We start from the raw sequence: 16,758 nt of genomic DNA on the forward strand, positions 1-16,758 counted from the left end.
TTCTAAGACTGGTTTTGAGTAATGGCTTGCTCAAAAAATAGTTGCATATTGAAGCGTTAAAACCGCGACAATCGTGAGCGCTATACTTTCCTTCTGCCATGTTCGGTGCATACCATGTAGCCATGTTGTGAAGGGAATGATTGCCAAAAGCGCGATGCCAGATAATTGGTGAGAGAAGGTATCATCTGCTTTGAGCTGGGCAATAGTAAGAAGTTTCTCCCAATTGAAAACAGACTTGATAACAACTTGATTTGGTAGGCCATCAAATACAAATTGATAGAGCGTGTAATAAAGCTGTGGCGTGAGAGAAAAGAGAAAACCGAAGAGCGCTAAGCTGATGATGCAATCGGCTATCAGGGCGAAAATGCGGGCGGTTAAATTGGATTGTGTGTGCTGTAAAATCCACCGCGTTTTAAAGGCGAGCAAAACAAAAAAGAGAATGATTGACGCTGTGCTGATGAGAATGACGCCGGCGCGGCCCATTGTGTTGAGGTCATAAAAACCATCGTATCGATCGGCGTTATAAAAGCTCTGCCATAGTTCGGGGCTGCTGAGAATGACGGCGATAAAGCAGGCCGCAACCCCAAACAGCAATTTACCGAAAGACTGAGATGGATAGCGCGTTACGCGCCAGAATAATAACATCCAGATCAAACTTAGCGTGACGGCAAGTACCAACATGTGGGAATCCCAAAAAGGAGTAATTGCTTCGTTATAAATAAAAACGGTGCAATAAAAAAGGGGCGCAAAAGCGCCCCTTAAATTCAATCATAGTGCTTGGGGCTACATCATGCCGCCCATGCCACCCATACCGCCCATGTCAGGCATTGCAGGTGCGCCAGCGCCGCCTTGTTCTGGGGCATCAGCAACCATGGCTTCGGTTGTGATGAGAAGTGATGCAACAGAAGCCGCATCTTGAAGAGCTGAACGGACAACTTTCATTGGGTCAACGATGCCCATTTCGATCATATCGCCATATTCGCCTGATTGGGCGTTATAACCAAATGTTGCAGACTTGCTGTCGGTGATTTTTCCAACAACGATAGAGCCTTCGTCGCCTGCATTTTCAGAAATTTGACGGATCGGAGCTTGAAGCGCACGGCGTACAATGTTGATACCAGCTACTTGGTCAGCATTTGAGCCTTCAGCTTTGATATCGAGTGAAGCACGCATAAGAGCAACGCCACCACCAGGTACGATACCTTCTTCAACGGCCGCACGAGTTGCGTTCAATGCATCATCAACACGGTCTTTTTTCTCTTTCACTTCAACTTCAGATGAGCCGCCAACACGAAGAACGGCTACGCCGCCTGCGAGTTTAGCAAGACGCTCTTGAAGTTTTTCACGATCATAATCAGATGTTGTGTCTTCAATCTGAGATTTGATCTGCGCAACGCGTCCTTGAATTTCTTCTTTAGCGCCAGCACCATCAACGATGATTGTGTTTTCTTTAGAGATGGAGACTTTCTTGGCTGTGCCAAGCATGTCGAGTGTTACTGATTCCAGTTTCACACCAACTTCTTCAGAGATCACTGTACCGCCTGTTAGAATTGCGATGTCTTCAAGCATTGCTTTACGACGATCACCAAAACCAGGGGCTTTAACAGCAGCAACTTTAAGGCCGCCGCGTAGTTTGTTCACAACGAGTGTTGCAAGAGCTTCACCTTCAACATCTTCAGCGATGATGAGAAGTGGACGTGAAGATTGAACAGTTGCTTCAAGAATTGGAAGCATTGCTTGTAGGTTTGAAAGTTTTTTCTCGTGCAAGAGAATGTATGGGTCTTCCAAATCTGTGAGCATTTTCTCAGAGTTTGTTACAAAATAAGGAGACAGGTAACCACGGTCGAACTGCATGCCTTCAACAACTTCGAGTTCTGACTCAAGTGATTTTGCTTCTTCAACAGTGATGACACCTTCGTTGCCGACTTTTTGCATTGCTTCAGCAATGTCTTGGCCGATTTGTGTGTCGCCGTTTGCTGAAATTGTGCCCACTTGTGCAACTTCTTCAGATGTTGTGATGGTTTTTGATGTGGAAACCAATGACGCAACAACATCAGACACAGCCATATCAACGCCGCGCTTGAGGTCCATTGGGTTCATGCCAGCGGCAACGGCTTTTACGCCTTCTTTAACGATTGCTTGAGCAAGAACGGTAGCAGTTGTTGTGCCATCGCCAGCTGTGTCGTTTGTTTTTGAAGCCACTGCACGCACCATTTGTGCGCCCATGTTTTCAAATTTATCTTCAAGATCGATTTCTTTAGCAACAGAAACACCATCTTTTGTGATGCGTGGTGCGCCGAAAGATTTATCGAGAATTACGTTACGACCTTTAGGGCCGAGTGTTACTTTTACAGCATTTGCAAGAACGTCCACGCCGCGCAGCATAGCGTCGCGTGCGTCTGAACTGAATTTTACTTCTTTAGCCATTGGGCTACTCCAAAATTAGTTATGAAAAGCGTTGAATAAGGTGTCCGGAATTAACCGACCACGCCCATAATGTCGCTTTCTTTCATGATCAGCAGGTCTTCGCCGTCGATTTTTACTTCTGTACCGGACCATTTGCCGAACAAAATACGGTCGCCAGCTTTAACGTCTAGCGCAACAACATTGCCGCTATCGTCACGTGCGCCATTGCCTGCGGCGATTACTTCGCCTTCCATTGGTTTTTCTTGGGCTGTGTCTGGAATGATAATGCCGCCAGCCGTTTTCTCTTCAGAATCGACGCGACGAACAACGACACGATCGTGTAGGGGACGAAACTTCATGTTCGCATTTCCTCTTTGTTGAATATGGCCCACTTGAACTTACTCGTGGGCAGGTACTAATCAGTTAGCACTCAAGAACCATGAGTGCTAACGTTGCATTGAAGTATTGATTAAGCAGATAGATGTCAAGGAGTATTTAGCGATGTTTTATCCTCGCGCAAGCACTTTACGCCGCCATGCTTAATGCAGGAGAGAGCGTATTCTTGGCGTCGGCATTGGTCTAATAGCTAACTAGCGGGTATCTTTTGTCCCAGCCATTTCCCAAGTTTGTTTCTTACGATGAATGGTAGAGGGGCTGATTTGGAGAGCGGCTGCGGCACGTGAAATATTGCCGTTACACACATTAAGCGCGGTCTCAATAATGTCTCGTTCTTGTTCCCAAAATGGCATGATAACACTTGAGCGGTTTTGTGAGTTGCTCATTTGATTTGTCGCCATAGCTTGTTGATTGAGAAGTCCGCTTATGCGTTCGGCAATAGCGCTGATGCTTGCGGGTTTTGGAAAGAAGTCACATGCACCCGCCCGCATGGCAGTGACGGCTGAGGCCATGGATGGTCTGTCAGACAGAATAATCACGGGGGCTGTAAACCGGGCTGTGAGTGTAGTGATGGCATCAGCATCACCGATAGTTTTGAAATCGGCAAGGATAACATAAGGTGCATCAGCACTTAGCGTGTCTTTTAGATTATTAAATCTAACAAGATTCAACTTTGTCACGGCCCTTAATTTATCATTGAATTGAGGATCGGCGGTTGTATCGTTTTCGATCAAATATAGTTGGGCTGGCAATATGTTTTGAGAGCTTGAATTCAACAAGAGCAACACTTTTCTTTTGTTTTGTCGTTGAACGCGTGACTAATGGCAACGGTCGATAATAGTAATATGTGATCCATTCTCTACCAACATGGTAAATAAAGTGTTTTTGTCTTGTAAATTCATTGATATTTTTGATGTTTATATTTGGGTTTTTAAAAAAAGCGCATGATACAATCATGTGACTAGCATGCAGTCGCAAATAAGGTATTATAATTTCATGGCCAACGGCTACTGTTGGTAATTTACTATTGGAGGAAGTATGTGTGGTTTTATAGCAGCTCAACTTGCACGGCCATGGGTACAACCTGAACAGTTAGATACCGCATTAAAAACAATTTATCACCGTGGTCCCGATGGTAATTCGAGTTGGTTTTCTGAAGATAGATTGACCCTTATGGGCCATGTTCGCCTAAGCATCATCGGATTAAATAATGGCACTCAACCATTGAGCCATGATCGCGGCGATCTCAATGCTGTGGTGAATGGCGAATTTTATGGCTATCAGGCTATTCGTGAGAAGCTGCGTGAGCAGGGTTATCGCTTCAAGACAGAATCGGACAGTGAGATCGCGCTGCATCTTTACGATGAACATGGTCTTGGTTTTGTCGATTATCTGCGCGGTGAATATGCCTTAGTGATTTCTGACCGACGTAGTGGCGAGTTGATCGCGGTGCGCGACCGATTTGGAATTAAGCCGCTTTTCTATGCTGAGGTGAATGGCGAAGTTTTCTTTGCCTCAGAGGTAAAAGCATTGCTAGCCCTTGGCCTTCCATCGCGATGGGACCCTGCTGGCGTGATGGCAGAGTTTGCCACCGTACAGGGCCATGCAACCATGTTTGAGAATATCCGCCAAGTTCCACCAGGATGCATGCTGATCACGAAAGGCGGGCGTGTCGAGATCAAACAATATTGGGACAATGTCTATCCGACTGAAAGCGAGTTAGCCCAAGATACACGCAGTGAGGCTGAAATAATTTCAGGGTTTCGCAGCGCCCTTGATGATTCCATTGGTGAGCGCCTGATTGCTGATGTTGAAGTTGCTTGCTATCTCAGTGGAGGATTGGACTCTTCAGCAATTTTAGGATTAGCGCAGGCAAAACTCGATCGGCCTATACGCGCCTTTACCATTGCGTTTGAAGGCGAGTTTGATGAATCGCCTCTTGCTGAGCGAACGGCTAATTTCACAGGATCTAATTACGAACCAATACCGGTTTCGTCACAAGATCTTGGCGATGCCTTGAGCGATACAATATGGCATTGTGAAAAGCCTATTTTTAATGCGAATTCAGTTGCTAAATTTTTGTTATCGCGCGCCGTTCGTGATGCGGGCATCAAAGTGGTGTTCACAGGGGAAGGGTCAGATGAAATGTTGGCCGGTTATGTTTTCGACCGGCGTGATATGATGCTTTATGGCAGTGGCTATAAAAATGAGCAGGAGCGGCAAGCGGCCATTGAAGCCTTGGTCAAAGAAAATCCCTTGTCCAAATCCATCATGCTTCCGGATGGTGCAAGTGCTGATGGTTGTGAACTGATAAGACAAGCAATTGGGTTTTGCCCGACCTGGGTTGAAAGTGCCTCAAAGCAGTTGGACCCCCTAGCAGACCTGATGACAGCGGGTGCTCTCGCAGGTGTGGACCTCAAAGCTCCTTATCAGACCATGTTGTCGGAGATTGATTTGCCGGGCCGTATTCTTGGTCGTGATGCTGTCAATATATCGCTTTATATGTGGCAGAAAACAGCGCTGATCAATGCCATTTTGAGCGTCTTGTCTGATCGCATGGAAATGGCTCATTCCATTGAGGGTCGCGTTCCGTTCTTGGACCATCATGTTGCACAATATGCTGCTGGTCTGCCGATTGATTACAAAATTCGGGAAACAACTGAGAAGTATGTATTAAGAGAAGCAACCCGTGATGTGATCACACCTGAGCTTTATGCTCGCCAAAAGCATCCTTTTATCGCACCGCCTATGCGCAAATCAGATAAAAATAAAGTCAATGATCCTTTGATGCAGCATTGTGAGGATACCATCCGTTCAGTGGCCTTTGCTGATCAACCTTTTTTTGATCCAGCCAAGGCTCGTAACTTACTGGACTCGATGACAAAGATGGACGCTGCAAAACGTGACCAGGCGTCCTTATTGATCCAGCGAATGGCGACAATGAGCATCATGCAGCAGCGTTTTGGTATATCGGGTTAAGTGCCAAGCACTAGCTGGCGAGGCGATCTTCGTTTGAAGTGCGTACCATGGTCACGTCTGGCTTGACCTCACGCGGCGCGGCGAACAAGTAGCCTTGTCCTAGTTTCACGTCAAAATCTAACAGCTCCACAACTTGATTTTCAGTCTCAATATGGTCAACGATTAGCTCGAGACCATTTCGTGCCAGATAGAGCGGTATATCATGAGGGTGGATATCTTTTATGTCGGATGTTTTGGTCGATAATAGGGTTGCGGCAGATACTTTTATAAATTGAAAGCCAAGGTCTGTAAGATGTTGGTAGTCCATAGAAATATCCGTCACATTATCGACGGCAAATCTGAAGCCAAGGTCTTTAAGGGCTCTGATACTTTCTTCTTCAATCGCGCTGAATGATGTGACTGTTTCTTGATTAAATTCAAAAATCAAATGGTCTGCCAGATTTTTTTTAGACTTAAGAAGCAATCGAAAATCGTTGAAAAACTGAGTGTCAGATATGCTGTGGGCGGCAATATTACAAACAATAACAGAGTCTGATTTTCGAGTTAGTAGTCGTTGCAAAATCTGAATTGCACGGACAAGAAGCATTTTGTCTAAAATGGGCATAGCGCCACTGCGCTCAGCTGAGGGCAGATATTGTGCCGGCCTGATCAGGTCACCTTCATCGTTTCTAATGCGGCTAAGGGCTTCATAAAATTTAGGCTTTCGTTGCGGCAGTGTAACGATTGGTTGAAGATAAAGGTCCACATTATTAGCATCTACTGCTGCGTGAATAGCTTTCATGATAGGTGAATTCTGATCAAGACCTGCTTCACTAGCCGATGGTTTAGATGATTTTTTGGATTTAGGTTTTTTTGTCTTTACTGGTTCGTCAAGCAATATGTCCATATAATCTTTGTCATCCTGTGCTGTCTCGCCAGTTGGTGACGAGGCATCTGAGGACTTCGGCTTGGACTGTCTCTTTACGGGCGCGGTTTCACCGCTTGACTGTTTTCTCTCGTCGAGTTCATCTTGTATATTATCAATGCGCATTTCGGCATCAGAGGAATTTTCAGCCAGTTGTTTGATGAGGGAAATAACGACTTCGAGTTCATGTGCGAGAGGTTCTATTTCTGCTTTTGTCGTGGTTTTTAAGGTTTTTCTCAACCCTTTCATCTCATTTGATAGGCGCTCAATGCTAGTCGCATTTTCGGCCTCATGAAGCGTTAAAGCGTCAATATCTTCTTTGAGCTTTTCATAGGCAAATGATTTCCAAATCAGCAAATAGCCAGTGAATTGAATCAAAAAAGCCACCGTCCCTGCAACTACGGCTCCAGTTGTCGCTAGACCAATATTAGCCCAAGCGATGAAGCCTACTGAAAAGGAGACAATCATCATAGCGGCCAAGGTGAAGATATTTCTTGCAATATCCAACTGGTTTTCGTTCCTATGTGTTCTGGTTATATCGTCTTATATACCCAAGTATAGCAGGACGAATCATTTGAACATCTCGCCATAATAATAAAGCTAGAACAAGCATAACCAAACATAGGCTGAAGGTTGTCCCTATCAATCATGAAATGCTTCTGCTAAAGCGGGCGCAATCCGCCGATTTTCTAAGGAAAGTAAAAAATGGCTACACGCTCTTGTGGCACAATACGCCGTCTTAATGGTCTGAAAGACATCGCCGACCAATATAGTGTGGTGTTGTGTGATGTATGGGGCGTTGTTCATAATGGTGTGTCTGTTTTTAGTGAGGCGGCTGATGCGCTTCATGCCTATCGTGCGAATGGAAAACGGAAAGTCGTTTTGCTTACCAATGCGCCGCGCCCTGACTGGTGGATCAAAGACCAGCTCGATGGTCTTGGGGTAAGAGAAGATGCTTATGATGCGATTGTCACTTCGGGTGACGTAACGCGCCATGATCTTGTTGAGCGAAAAGTGACCAAGGTGTTTGCGCTTGGGCCAGACAAAGATCTCAATTTTTATGATGGTTTGCCGGTAGAATTAGTGGCAGCAGAAGAGGCGGAAATTATCTCTATCACCGGATTATATGATGATGAGACAGAGACGCCGGACGATTATAACTCTATGCTGCAAGGCTTTGTTGAGCGCGGTCTTGAAGTGATTTGCGCAAACCCCGACATTGTGGCCGAACGTGGCGGAAAACTAATTTATTGTGGTGGGGCACTGGCACAAAAATATAAAGAGATGGGTGGGAAAACCCATTATTGCGGCAAGCCGTATGCGCCAGTTTATGCCCGGGCCTTGGCTACCTGTAATGCACTAATGGGCAAACATGTTGATAAAAAACAAGTGCTTGCCATTGGTGATGGCATTGCAACCGACATTAAGGGTGCGAATGATGCAGGGCTTGATTGCCTCTTCGTAACAGGTGGGATCCATAGCGCAGAAAAGGGGCCTCTATCGCAGGCGACACCAGATGCTGTTGCTCAATTTTTGAAGGATAAAAACCAAAAAGCTGAAGCGTTTATGCCTCAGCTTAATTGGTAAAATCTATCACGATAATTTTAGCCAAAGAGCGCGTCTATATCATCTTGATTAACGCCTTCACCTTCGTGAGCAGGACCATTAAGTAGATCACCGATAATGTCTTGCGGCTCATCTGTACTTTCTTTAATGGTTTTTTGCTCTTTGTTCTCTTTTTCTAGGCCTGAAATCATCGCACCGATTTGTTCCTCAATCAGATTGAGGGTTCTGACAACTTTAGATATGCGCTGACCTGTAATGTCTTGGAATGAACATGCTTCAAAGATTTCCATGATATTATCATTGACCATTGCTGAATAAGCGTCCGGATCAGATGAATCGCCGCCCATTATAGTCTCAGCAGCTTCCATAATCCGGTTGGTTGCTGTTTCCGTTGACTCAACAACAGCATCAAGCTCGCGACCTGCTTCTGGAATGTGTTCGTCATGCATTTCAACAGGGCTGAAATCCGCCAAGTCTTTGCGAGTATCCGCAATCTGTTGGGAGATTTTTGATAGCCCATCATAAGTGCGCTTATCATTGTCTTCCAAAAGAATTAGCATCGTATTTGTCATCAATTCGGCGAGTCGAATGATGTCGTGCAAGTCGAGGTTATCAGGCTCACTACGTTTAAGAAATTGTTGTATTCGAGTTATATCTAATTTTGTGACCATTTTCAGCACCCCAAATTTATCACCGAGCCATACTTATTAGGGGCGTTTACCAAGGCTTTGCTTGGTAAACGCGCTAAATTATGGCGTGTGAATAATTATTATACGCCGAAAACAGCTTCGATTTTACCTTTCAACGTCTGTGCGTTGAACGGTTTAACGATATAGTTATTAACGCCGGCTTTTTTAGCAGCGATAACGTTTTCGGTTTTGGATTCTGCTGTCACCATAATAAAAGGTGTTTTGGTTAGATTTGCATCGCTGCGAACCTGTTTCAATAATTCATAACCGGTCATGGGTTCCATGTTCCAGTCAGAAATTACAAGACCAAATTTTTGATTTTGCATTTTAGCAAAAGCTTCAGTGCCATCTGCGGCATCTTCTACATTTTCAAAACCAAGTTGTTTTAATAGGTTCCTAATAATACGAACCATTGTTTTATAGTCATCAACAACCAAGACTGGCATAGATAGATCAAGCGCCATAGGAGTACTCCACACGTTAACTGTGAGAACAATTCTTGCTCTCATCCCCATAGATTGCGTTTCTAAAATCGCAACATGTATAGAGATTACGAAACACGATTGAAGAGACCGTTAATCGATCAGTTAACAATTGCGGAAAATGCAATTTAGCGGCTAAAAGCCATTTTTATGATAAACGGGTCGTTAATGAAAACGCAGACATTGGTAATGCTCATGTGTATATAGACGCATGATGAGTGATTAAGACAGCTAACAGGCCGCAGATACGATGATAGTCGAACAATCCCCTTTTTTTGCAGAAATACCGAACCTGCTGGAAACGAGTGATAGCGCGCTGGCCGGTGTGGGTGGTGGCGTTGTGGCTATCGGCAATTTTGATGGTGTCCATAAGGGGCACCGTGTTGTGCTAGATACTGCACGCAACCTCGCGACACAAAATGCTCATCGTATTTCCGCTCTTGCAATGACATTCGAGCCGCACCCGCGCACGGTGTTTAACCCCTCATCCCCCGTTTTTCGTCTTACCCCTCCTTCAGTCAAGGCGCGACTGTTTAAGGCGCTTGGTCTTCAGGGCAGTATAATAGTGCCGTTTGATAGAGATTTTTCCAGCATGAGTGCAGATGCCTTCGTTCAAGAGTTGCTTGTGGAGAAGTTAAAGGTTGCTCATGTGGTGGTGGGCTATGATTTCCATTTCGGAAAAGGCCGAGAAGGCTCGCCTGAATTTTTGATGGAGATGGGCGCGAAACATAATTTTGGCGTCAGCATCGTGCCTGCCCAAAAAGATGACGCCGGCGCCCTTGTTTTTTCTTCATCAACGACGCGTGCATATTTAGAGCAGGGCGCCATTGAACAAGCCAACGACATTTTAGGATATCGATATTTTGTCTCAGGCAAGATCATTCACGGTGAAAAGCGGGGCCGCGATCTTGGTTATCCAACCGCCAACATGGTACTGCCAACAGAAAACGCGCTGCGCCACGGTATCTACGCCGTGAAAATGCGCGTAGACGGTAAGCTAATGGATGGTGTGGCAAGCTTTGGCCGCAGACCCACCTTTGATAATGGTGCAGCTCTGCTGGAAACATATCTGTTTGACTTTGATGGCGATCTTTATAGCAAGCAGGTTGAAATCATCTTCGTTAAGTTTCTGCGCGGGGAAGAAAAATTCGACAGCATTGATGCCCTCATTAGGCAGATGGATAAAGACAGCATTGACGCGCAAATGCTGTTAAAGAATGCGCCTACAGCGACTTCTATTGATGAAGCACTTAATCAATAGATTATATAAGCCGCTTTTTGCCCCTTTATTTGCTGCGCAACGGTTGCTACACAGCTTTAGCAATGCCGATGATTTGAGCCGATGATTTGAGAACCTAATGACCACTGAAAAAACGCCCCAAGAGCAAGATGGCACGATCGATTATTCCGATACGCTTTTCTTGCCAAAAACTGATTACCCAATGCGCGCTGGCTTGCCGAAGAAAGAGCCGGAGATTTTAGCGCGCTGGAAAAAACAGGGCATTTATAAAACATTGCGGGAAAACTCTAAGGGGCGCGAGAAATTTGTGCTCCATGATGGCCCGCCCTATGCCAACGGAAATCTGCATATTGGTCATGCGCTGAATAAAATTTTGAAAGACGTCATCACGCGCTCACACCAGATGATGGGCTATGATTCTAATTATGTGCCCGGTTGGGACTGTCACGGTTTACCGATTGAGTGGAAAATCGAAGAAAAATACCGCGCTAAGGGCAAGAATAAAGACGAAGTACCGATCAATGAGTTTCGTCAAGAATGCCGCGATTTTGCCAAACATTGGGTTGGTATTCAGTCAAGCGAGTTTATTCGCCTTGGTGTTGAAGGTGATTTTGAGCGCCCTTATTTGACGATGAATTTCGAAGCTGAGGCGCATATTGCCCAAGAGCTGATGAAATTCGCCACCTCTGGCCAACTTTATCGCGGCTCGAAACCGATCATGTGGTCGGTCGTAGAGCGCACAGCCTTGGCGGAAGCTGAGATCGAATATCAAACCTATGAGAGTGACACGGTCTGGGTGCCATTCCCGATTGCTAAAGGCCCAGATGAACTGATGGGTTCCAAGGTGGTGATTTGGACAACAACACCATGGACCATTCCAGCAAACCGTGCGGTTTGTTATTCAGATAAAATTTCATACAGCCTTTATGAAGTCACCGCCGCAGAAAATGATTTTGGACCACAGCCTGGGGATCAATATATTTTTGCTGATGCCTTGGCGCAGGAGTGTTTCAACAAGGCAAAATTAGAATTTAAACAGATCAAAAGTGTTGAGGCTGACGAACTGGCCGCGATTTCTCTTGATCACCCGCTTAAAGCTGCAAATCTCGGCGGATATGATTTCACTATTCCTATGCTCAATGGCGATCATGTAACGGATGATGCGGGTACAGGTTTTGTGCATACAGCGCCAAGCCACGGTCGTGATGACTTTGATGTTTGGATGTCTAAAGCCCGCGAAGTTGAAGCCATGGGTATCTCGACTGATATTCCTTTCACCGTCGATGATGCAGGGTTCTATACCAAAGATGTGCCGGGCCTTGGTCCTGATGCTGAGGGTGGTGCGGCTCGTGTGGTCGATGACAAAGGCAAGAAGGGCGACGCCAATCAGCGTGTTATTACGGCCCTTATTGGTGCGGGAAATCTCTTTGCCCGTGGCCGCGTCAAACACGATTATCCGCATTCGTGGCGCTCTAAAAAACCGGTTATCTTCCGCAATACTCCGCAGTGGTTTGTCTATATGGATAAAGAGGGTGTTATGCCTGAGGGTGCAAAAGGCACTCTGCGCGCAACGGCTCTCAATGCCATTGATGAAACCCGTTTCGTGCCGCCTGCTGGCCAAAAGCGTTTGCGTGGCATGATTGAAGGGCGTCCCGATTGGGTCTTGTCGCGTCAACGCGCGTGGGGTGTGCCGATTTGTGTCTTTGTGGATGAAGACGGCAATGTCTTGAAAGATGATGGCGTGAATGCCCGCATATTTGAAGCGTTCAAGGCTGAGGGCGCGGATGCATGGTATGCTGAAGGTGCGCGCGAGCGTTTCCTTGAAGGTGTTCTTGATGCCGACAAATGGAAAAAAGTCGATGACATTTTAGATGTCTGGTTTGATTCTGGTTGTACCCATGCGTTTTGCCTTGAGCAACGCGAGGATCTCAAATGGCCAGCCGATGTTTATCTTGAAGGGTCAGACCAGCATCGTGGCTGGTTCCATTCATCATTGCTGGAAAGCTGTGGCACGCGGGGACGTGCGCCCTATGAGACCGTGGTCACCCATGGTTTCACGATGGATGATAAGGGCCGCAAGATGTCGAAGTCTCTCGGCAATCAAACATCGCCCCATGATATCATCAAGCAATATGGCGCGGATATTTTGCGTCTTTGGGTGATGACGTGCGACTACACAGACGATCAGCGCATTGGTCCTGAAATCATCAAAACCAATGTCGATAGCTACCGCCGCTTGCGCAATACATTGCGCTGGATGCTCGGCACACTTGCCCATTATGAGGGCGAAGAGGTGGCTCATAGTGATATGCCGGAACTTGAGCGTTATATGTTGCATCGGCTTTGCGAGACTCAAAAAATCGTTGAACAAGGCTATCGCGATTTTGATTTCAAGAAAGTCTATACTGCGATCTTCACATTGATGAACATCGATATGTCGTCGTTCTATTTCGATATCCGCAAGGATGCGCTTTATTGCGACCCTATTTCATCGGTCAAACGCAAAGCGGCCCTTCAAGTTGTCGAGCTTTTATTCCGCTCAACCGTTACATGGCTTGCACCAATGCTGTCGTTTACAACAGACGAGACATGGGCAAATCGCTATGGTGAAGATGTGCCGTCTGTGCATTTGCTAGATTTCGTCAATCCCGATAGCGCGTGGCTTGATAATGAGCTTGCGGGACGTTGGGAAAAAATCCGCAAAGTCCGTCGTGTTGTCACTGGCGCATTAGAAATCGAGCGCGCAGAAAAACGCATTGGCTCGTCACTGGAAGCAGCCCCAACGGTCTATATTTCCAATGCTGATCTGGCTACGGCACTTGAGGGTGTTAGCGATTTTGAAGACTTGTGCATAACCAGTGCTATCAATGTTGTGGCGGGTGAGGGCCCATCAACGGCCTTTAGCATGGAAGATGTTTCAGGTGTTCGTGTTGTACCAGAGATGGCTGAAGGTAAAAAATGTGCCCGATCTTGGCGGATTTCACCCGATGTTGGAAGTGATCCCGACTATCCGGATATTACGCCACGTGATGCGCAAGCTATGCGAGAAATTAACCAAGATAATTGATATTTGTGATCACGTGATCGCTATTCAATTATGTTATTTTTCGTTAATTGAAAAAAGTGGTAAAAAGCTTTATAATTCTGCTTGATTCATAAAAATCACACAATTGCCTTCTTTGGTGTTTGTTAGCGGCCTATAAAACTTTTGAGGATTTAGTCTTGTTCCAAAAACGCGGTTTTTTTACTAAGAGCACTGCTTTGATGATGTTTAGCTTGGTGGCATCTGGTTGTTCAATCAGCAATGCGACATATGGTACTGGCCAAACGGCCGGCGGTGCGCTGGCTAAAGATATAAGCAGTATTGCAACTTTTGGGTTTCTTGAAGGTTCCGATGCAAAGACTGAAATCAGCTATCATGATCGCCAGCCGCTTGCTGTTCCTTCAAAAGAGGGATTTAAGTCACTTCCTAGACCGATTACCGGTTTTAGCGCTGATCAAATTGCTCTAAAACGCGAAACAGATGCGTTTGAGAGAGAGTTTCTGGCTGAACAAGAAAGGCTGGAAAACAAACCACCACTGACTGAAGCTGAAAGACGAGCTGAAGAAGAAGCACTGTTTGAAAAACAATTGCTGGAAGAACAGCGCTTACAGGAAGAGGCAAGATTAGCTGCCGAAAACCCGCCGAAAAAGAAAAGTGTATTTCGCCGTTTGATTGGTAAATCAGTCAAAAAAGATAATTCCATTAGATCAAATAGCGAGCTGGCTGAATTGCCGCCCGAATATCGGGTGCCTAAGGAGCTTGCTAGTGCACCAACTGTTGACCCATTAGCCAAGAAAAAGAAGAAAAAGCGTTTCCTCTTATTCTAAATTTGCATAGCTAACGGTCATTTCCGTCGCTCTTTGAAAAAATCTCTTAGCAGTTTCTGGCTTTCTGTCTCCTGAAACCCTGAATATACCTCTGGGCTATGATGACATGTGGGTAGAGTGAAAAACCGCGCACCATGATCGACGCCACCGCCTTTTTCATCGGCTGCTCCATAATATAGTCGACGAATGCGTGCGTGTGATATAGCGCCCGCGCACATGGTGCAGGGCTCCAAAGTTACATAAAGATCACAATCGATAAGCCGCTCAGTCCCTAAGATGCGGGCTGCTTCACGTATGACGATAATTTCTGCATGGCCGGTGGGGTCATGATTGGCGGCGATGATGTTGCCGCTTTTGACAACAATCTCCCCGCGACAGACAATGACCGCCCCAACTGGAACATCACCACGGCTTGCCGCAAGTTGTGCCTCTTTAAGGGCTATATCCATAAATGTCTTAGATTCGGTATTGGTCATAATGAGTTCTTTGATATGGGCGCAGTATTTGATATGTCGGGTCTATGGATAAGCCAAGCTCAAATAAACGTGACGCGCAAGCTGATCGCACAAAGAAAACCGCGCCGGTTGTTGATGGCGGTGTGGATAAAGCGGAACGTATCGCAAAAGTTCTGGCTCGTGCTGGGCTTTGTTCTCGTCGCGATGCGGAACGATGGATAGTGGCTGGCCGTGTAGAAGTAAATGGTAAGCTTCTGGATACGCCTGCGTTCACTGTAACTTCCCGCGATAAAATCGTTGTTGATGGTAACCCGCTTCCTAACAGGGAGCCAACTAGATTGTGGCTTTACAATAAGCCTAAAGGCCTAGTGACGACCAATAAAGATCCCGAAGGCCGAACGACCATCTTTGACAAATTCCCCAAAGAATTGCCTCGGGTTATGACGATTGGTCGGCTGGATATCAATACAGAAGGCCTTTTACTACTGACGAATGATGGCGGTTTGGCTCGGGTTTTGGAATTGCCTGAGACTGGTTGGCTAAGGCGCTACCGTGTAAGAGCGCATCCGCGTGATCAAAAAAATCGAATTACACAAGCCGATCTTGATAAACTTGCAGACGGTGTTGTCGTTGATGGTGTTATCTATGGCGCTGTGGAAGCGACGCTCGATCAGGATAAGGGAACAAACATCTGGCTGACCATTGGTTTGCGCGAAGGTAAAAACCGCGAAGTTAAAAACATTCTTGGCCATCTGGGGCTTGATGTTAATCGCCTTATTCGTCTTTCTTATGGTCCTTTCCAGCTTGCTGAATTGAAAGATGGCGAGGTGCGAGAAATTCGGCGCCATGTTTTGCGCGACCAGTTGGGCCAAAGGCTGATCGAGGCCTCTAATGCGGATTTTGAAACGCCGGAAATGCGAGCAGCCGTTGAACCTGCTAAAGTAATACAGAAGAAAAAAGAAACACCACGCGAGCGTCAAAAACGAAAAGATAAACATTGGAGCGATGAAGAGACGGTGAGCGCTCGTAAAGGCGCAGATATGAAGGGCCGTAAGAAAACACCGATCAAACGGGCATCCACCCCGCGCACCAAGTCAGAACAAACGACACCAAATGGGCGTAGTGTGAGTAAGCCAGCGTCTGGTAGGCGACCACAGAATGGTGGGAAAACAAGGGGTGGCAAGGGTGCGGATCGTCGGAGGTAAATTTCGCGGTGCGTCGCTAAGCGCTCCCAAATCACAATCAATCAGGCCGACCACAGATCGAACACGTGAGAGCTTGTTTAATATTTTGAGCCATAGGGATGATGTTGATTTTGAGGGCGCACGAGTAATTGATTTGTTCGCAGGCACAGGTGCATTAGGATTTGAGGCACTTTCGCGCGGCGCAACTTTCGCTCTTTTTATTGATGAAGGGACAGAGGCGCGCGGTCTCATTCGCTCCAATATGGAAGCGTTAAAGCAAAACGGCAATGCAAAAATATTCAGGCGTGATGCAACCAGACTTGGCGATGTGGGTACATTATCGCCATTCTCGATAGCATTCTTAGACCCACCCTATGAAAAAGGGCTTGGAGAAAAAGCACTCAATAGCTTGCATGAAGGAGTATGGCTTGAGGACAATGCCTTTGTTGTTTTCGAAGAATCGACAAAGGTAGAGGTGGTAATTCCTGCCTCCTATCGTAAGTGTGATGAGAGAATTTACGGAACAAGCATTGTACGATTGTTACAATACACTAGATAAAGACTACGTTGAGTACTAGAGGGAATGT

15 protein-coding genes are annotated in these 16,758 nt (G+C 46.1%); 7 read left to right on the forward strand and 8 right to left on the reverse strand.

The genetic code is table 11. The features are described from left to right. Positions 1-30 precede the first annotated feature (30 nt). The 4 genes from ABJ081_06825 to ABJ081_06840 form a co-directional block, all read right to left on the reverse strand. The gene (locus ABJ081_06825; GenBank protein MEP6356376.1) at positions 31-681 is read right to left on the reverse strand and encodes a hypothetical protein; all 651 of its coding nucleotides are present in this window, start codon (positions 679-681) and stop codon (positions 31-33) included. 102 nt (positions 682-783) lie between these two features. Then, complete coding sequence (gene groL, locus ABJ081_06830) at positions 784-2,427, reverse strand: chaperonin GroEL (GenBank protein ID MEP6356377.1); 1,644 nt, start codon at positions 2,425-2,427, stop codon at positions 784-786. A gap of 50 nt (positions 2,428-2,477) precedes the next feature. Then, a complete protein-coding gene (groES, locus tag ABJ081_06835) occupies positions 2,478-2,765 on the reverse strand; it encodes a co-chaperone GroES (GenBank protein ID MEP6356378.1) in 288 nt (95 codons plus the stop codon). Positions 2,766-2,996: 231 nt separating this feature from the next. Continuing rightward, positions 2,997-3,473: a helix-turn-helix domain-containing protein gene (locus ABJ081_06840; GenBank protein MEP6356379.1), complete on the reverse strand. Its 477-nt coding sequence runs from the start codon at positions 3,471-3,473 to the stop codon at positions 2,997-2,999. A gap of 367 nt (positions 3,474-3,840) precedes the next feature. On the opposite strand from ABJ081_06840, the gene asnB reads away from it, so the two are divergent. Further along, positions 3,841-5,781 (forward strand): asparagine synthase (glutamine-hydrolyzing), encoded by a 1,941-nt coding sequence (asnB, locus tag ABJ081_06845; GenBank protein MEP6356380.1) that lies wholly within the window; start codon positions 3,841-3,843, stop codon positions 5,779-5,781. Positions 5,782-5,791: 10 nt separating this feature from the next. On the opposite strand, the gene ABJ081_06850 is transcribed toward asnB, so the two are convergent. Continuing rightward, positions 5,792-7,192 (reverse strand): EAL domain-containing protein, encoded by a 1,401-nt coding sequence (locus ABJ081_06850; protein ID MEP6356381.1) that lies wholly within the window; start codon positions 7,190-7,192, stop codon positions 5,792-5,794. Positions 7,193-7,390: 198 nt separating this feature from the next. Between ABJ081_06850 and ABJ081_06855 the strand changes: the two genes are divergently transcribed. Continuing rightward, positions 7,391-8,272 carry a TIGR01459 family HAD-type hydrolase gene (locus ABJ081_06855; protein MEP6356382.1) on the forward strand — a complete coding sequence of 294 codons (882 nt, stop codon included), beginning with the start codon at positions 7,391-7,393 and terminating at the stop codon, positions 8,270-8,272. Between the two features lie 17 nt (positions 8,273-8,289). Here ABJ081_06855 and ABJ081_06860 read toward each other — a convergent pair whose 3' ends face one another. Both ABJ081_06860 and ABJ081_06865 read right to left on the reverse strand, forming a co-directional pair. Beyond that, a complete protein-coding gene (locus ABJ081_06860; GenBank protein MEP6356383.1) occupies positions 8,290-8,922 on the reverse strand; it encodes a protein phosphatase CheZ in 633 nt (210 codons plus the stop codon). A gap of 98 nt (positions 8,923-9,020) precedes the next feature. Next, positions 9,021-9,404 (reverse strand): response regulator, encoded by a 384-nt coding sequence (locus ABJ081_06865; protein ID MEP6356384.1) that lies wholly within the window; start codon positions 9,402-9,404, stop codon positions 9,021-9,023. Between the two features lie 268 nt (positions 9,405-9,672). Between ABJ081_06865 and ABJ081_06870 the strand changes: the two genes are divergently transcribed. The 3 genes from ABJ081_06870 (at position 9,673) to ABJ081_06880 (ending at position 14,532) form a co-directional block, all read left to right on the forward strand. Further along, positions 9,673-10,683: a bifunctional riboflavin kinase/FAD synthetase gene (locus ABJ081_06870; GenBank protein ID MEP6356385.1), complete on the forward strand. Its 1,011-nt coding sequence runs from the start codon at positions 9,673-9,675 to the stop codon at positions 10,681-10,683. 97 nt (positions 10,684-10,780) lie between these two features. After that, on the forward strand, positions 10,781-13,729 hold the full coding sequence (gene ileS / locus ABJ081_06875) for an isoleucine--tRNA ligase (GenBank protein MEP6356386.1): 2,949 nt from the start codon (positions 10,781-10,783) through the stop codon (positions 13,727-13,729). A 155-nt stretch (positions 13,730-13,884) separates the two neighbouring features. Next, positions 13,885-14,532, forward strand: a complete 648-nt coding sequence (locus ABJ081_06880; GenBank protein ID MEP6356387.1) for a hypothetical protein — start codon at positions 13,885-13,887, stop codon at positions 14,530-14,532. Between the two features lie 17 nt (positions 14,533-14,549). On the opposite strand, the gene ABJ081_06885 is transcribed toward ABJ081_06880, so the two are convergent. Continuing rightward, positions 14,550-15,008 carry a nucleoside deaminase gene (locus ABJ081_06885; protein ID MEP6356388.1) on the reverse strand — a complete coding sequence of 153 codons (459 nt, stop codon included), beginning with the start codon at positions 15,006-15,008 and terminating at the stop codon, positions 14,550-14,552. Positions 15,009-15,052: 44 nt separating this feature from the next. Between ABJ081_06885 and ABJ081_06890 the strand changes: the two genes are divergently transcribed. Both ABJ081_06890 and rsmD read left to right on the forward strand, forming a co-directional pair. Further along, the gene (locus ABJ081_06890) at positions 15,053-16,192 is read left to right on the forward strand and encodes a pseudouridine synthase (GenBank protein MEP6356389.1); all 1,140 of its coding nucleotides are present in this window, start codon (positions 15,053-15,055) and stop codon (positions 16,190-16,192) included. Then, positions 16,173-16,730: a 16S rRNA (guanine(966)-N(2))-methyltransferase RsmD gene (rsmD, locus tag ABJ081_06895; GenBank protein MEP6356390.1), complete on the forward strand. Its 558-nt coding sequence runs from the start codon at positions 16,173-16,175 to the stop codon at positions 16,728-16,730. Before ABJ081_06890 ends, rsmD begins: the two co-directional genes overlap by 20 nt. Positions 16,731-16,758: the final 28 nt, after the last annotated feature.

The sequence above is a fragment of the Hyphomicrobiales bacterium genome (assembly GCA_039989895.1).
GTDB lineage: Bacteria > Pseudomonadota > Alphaproteobacteria > Rhizobiales > JACESI01 > JACESI01.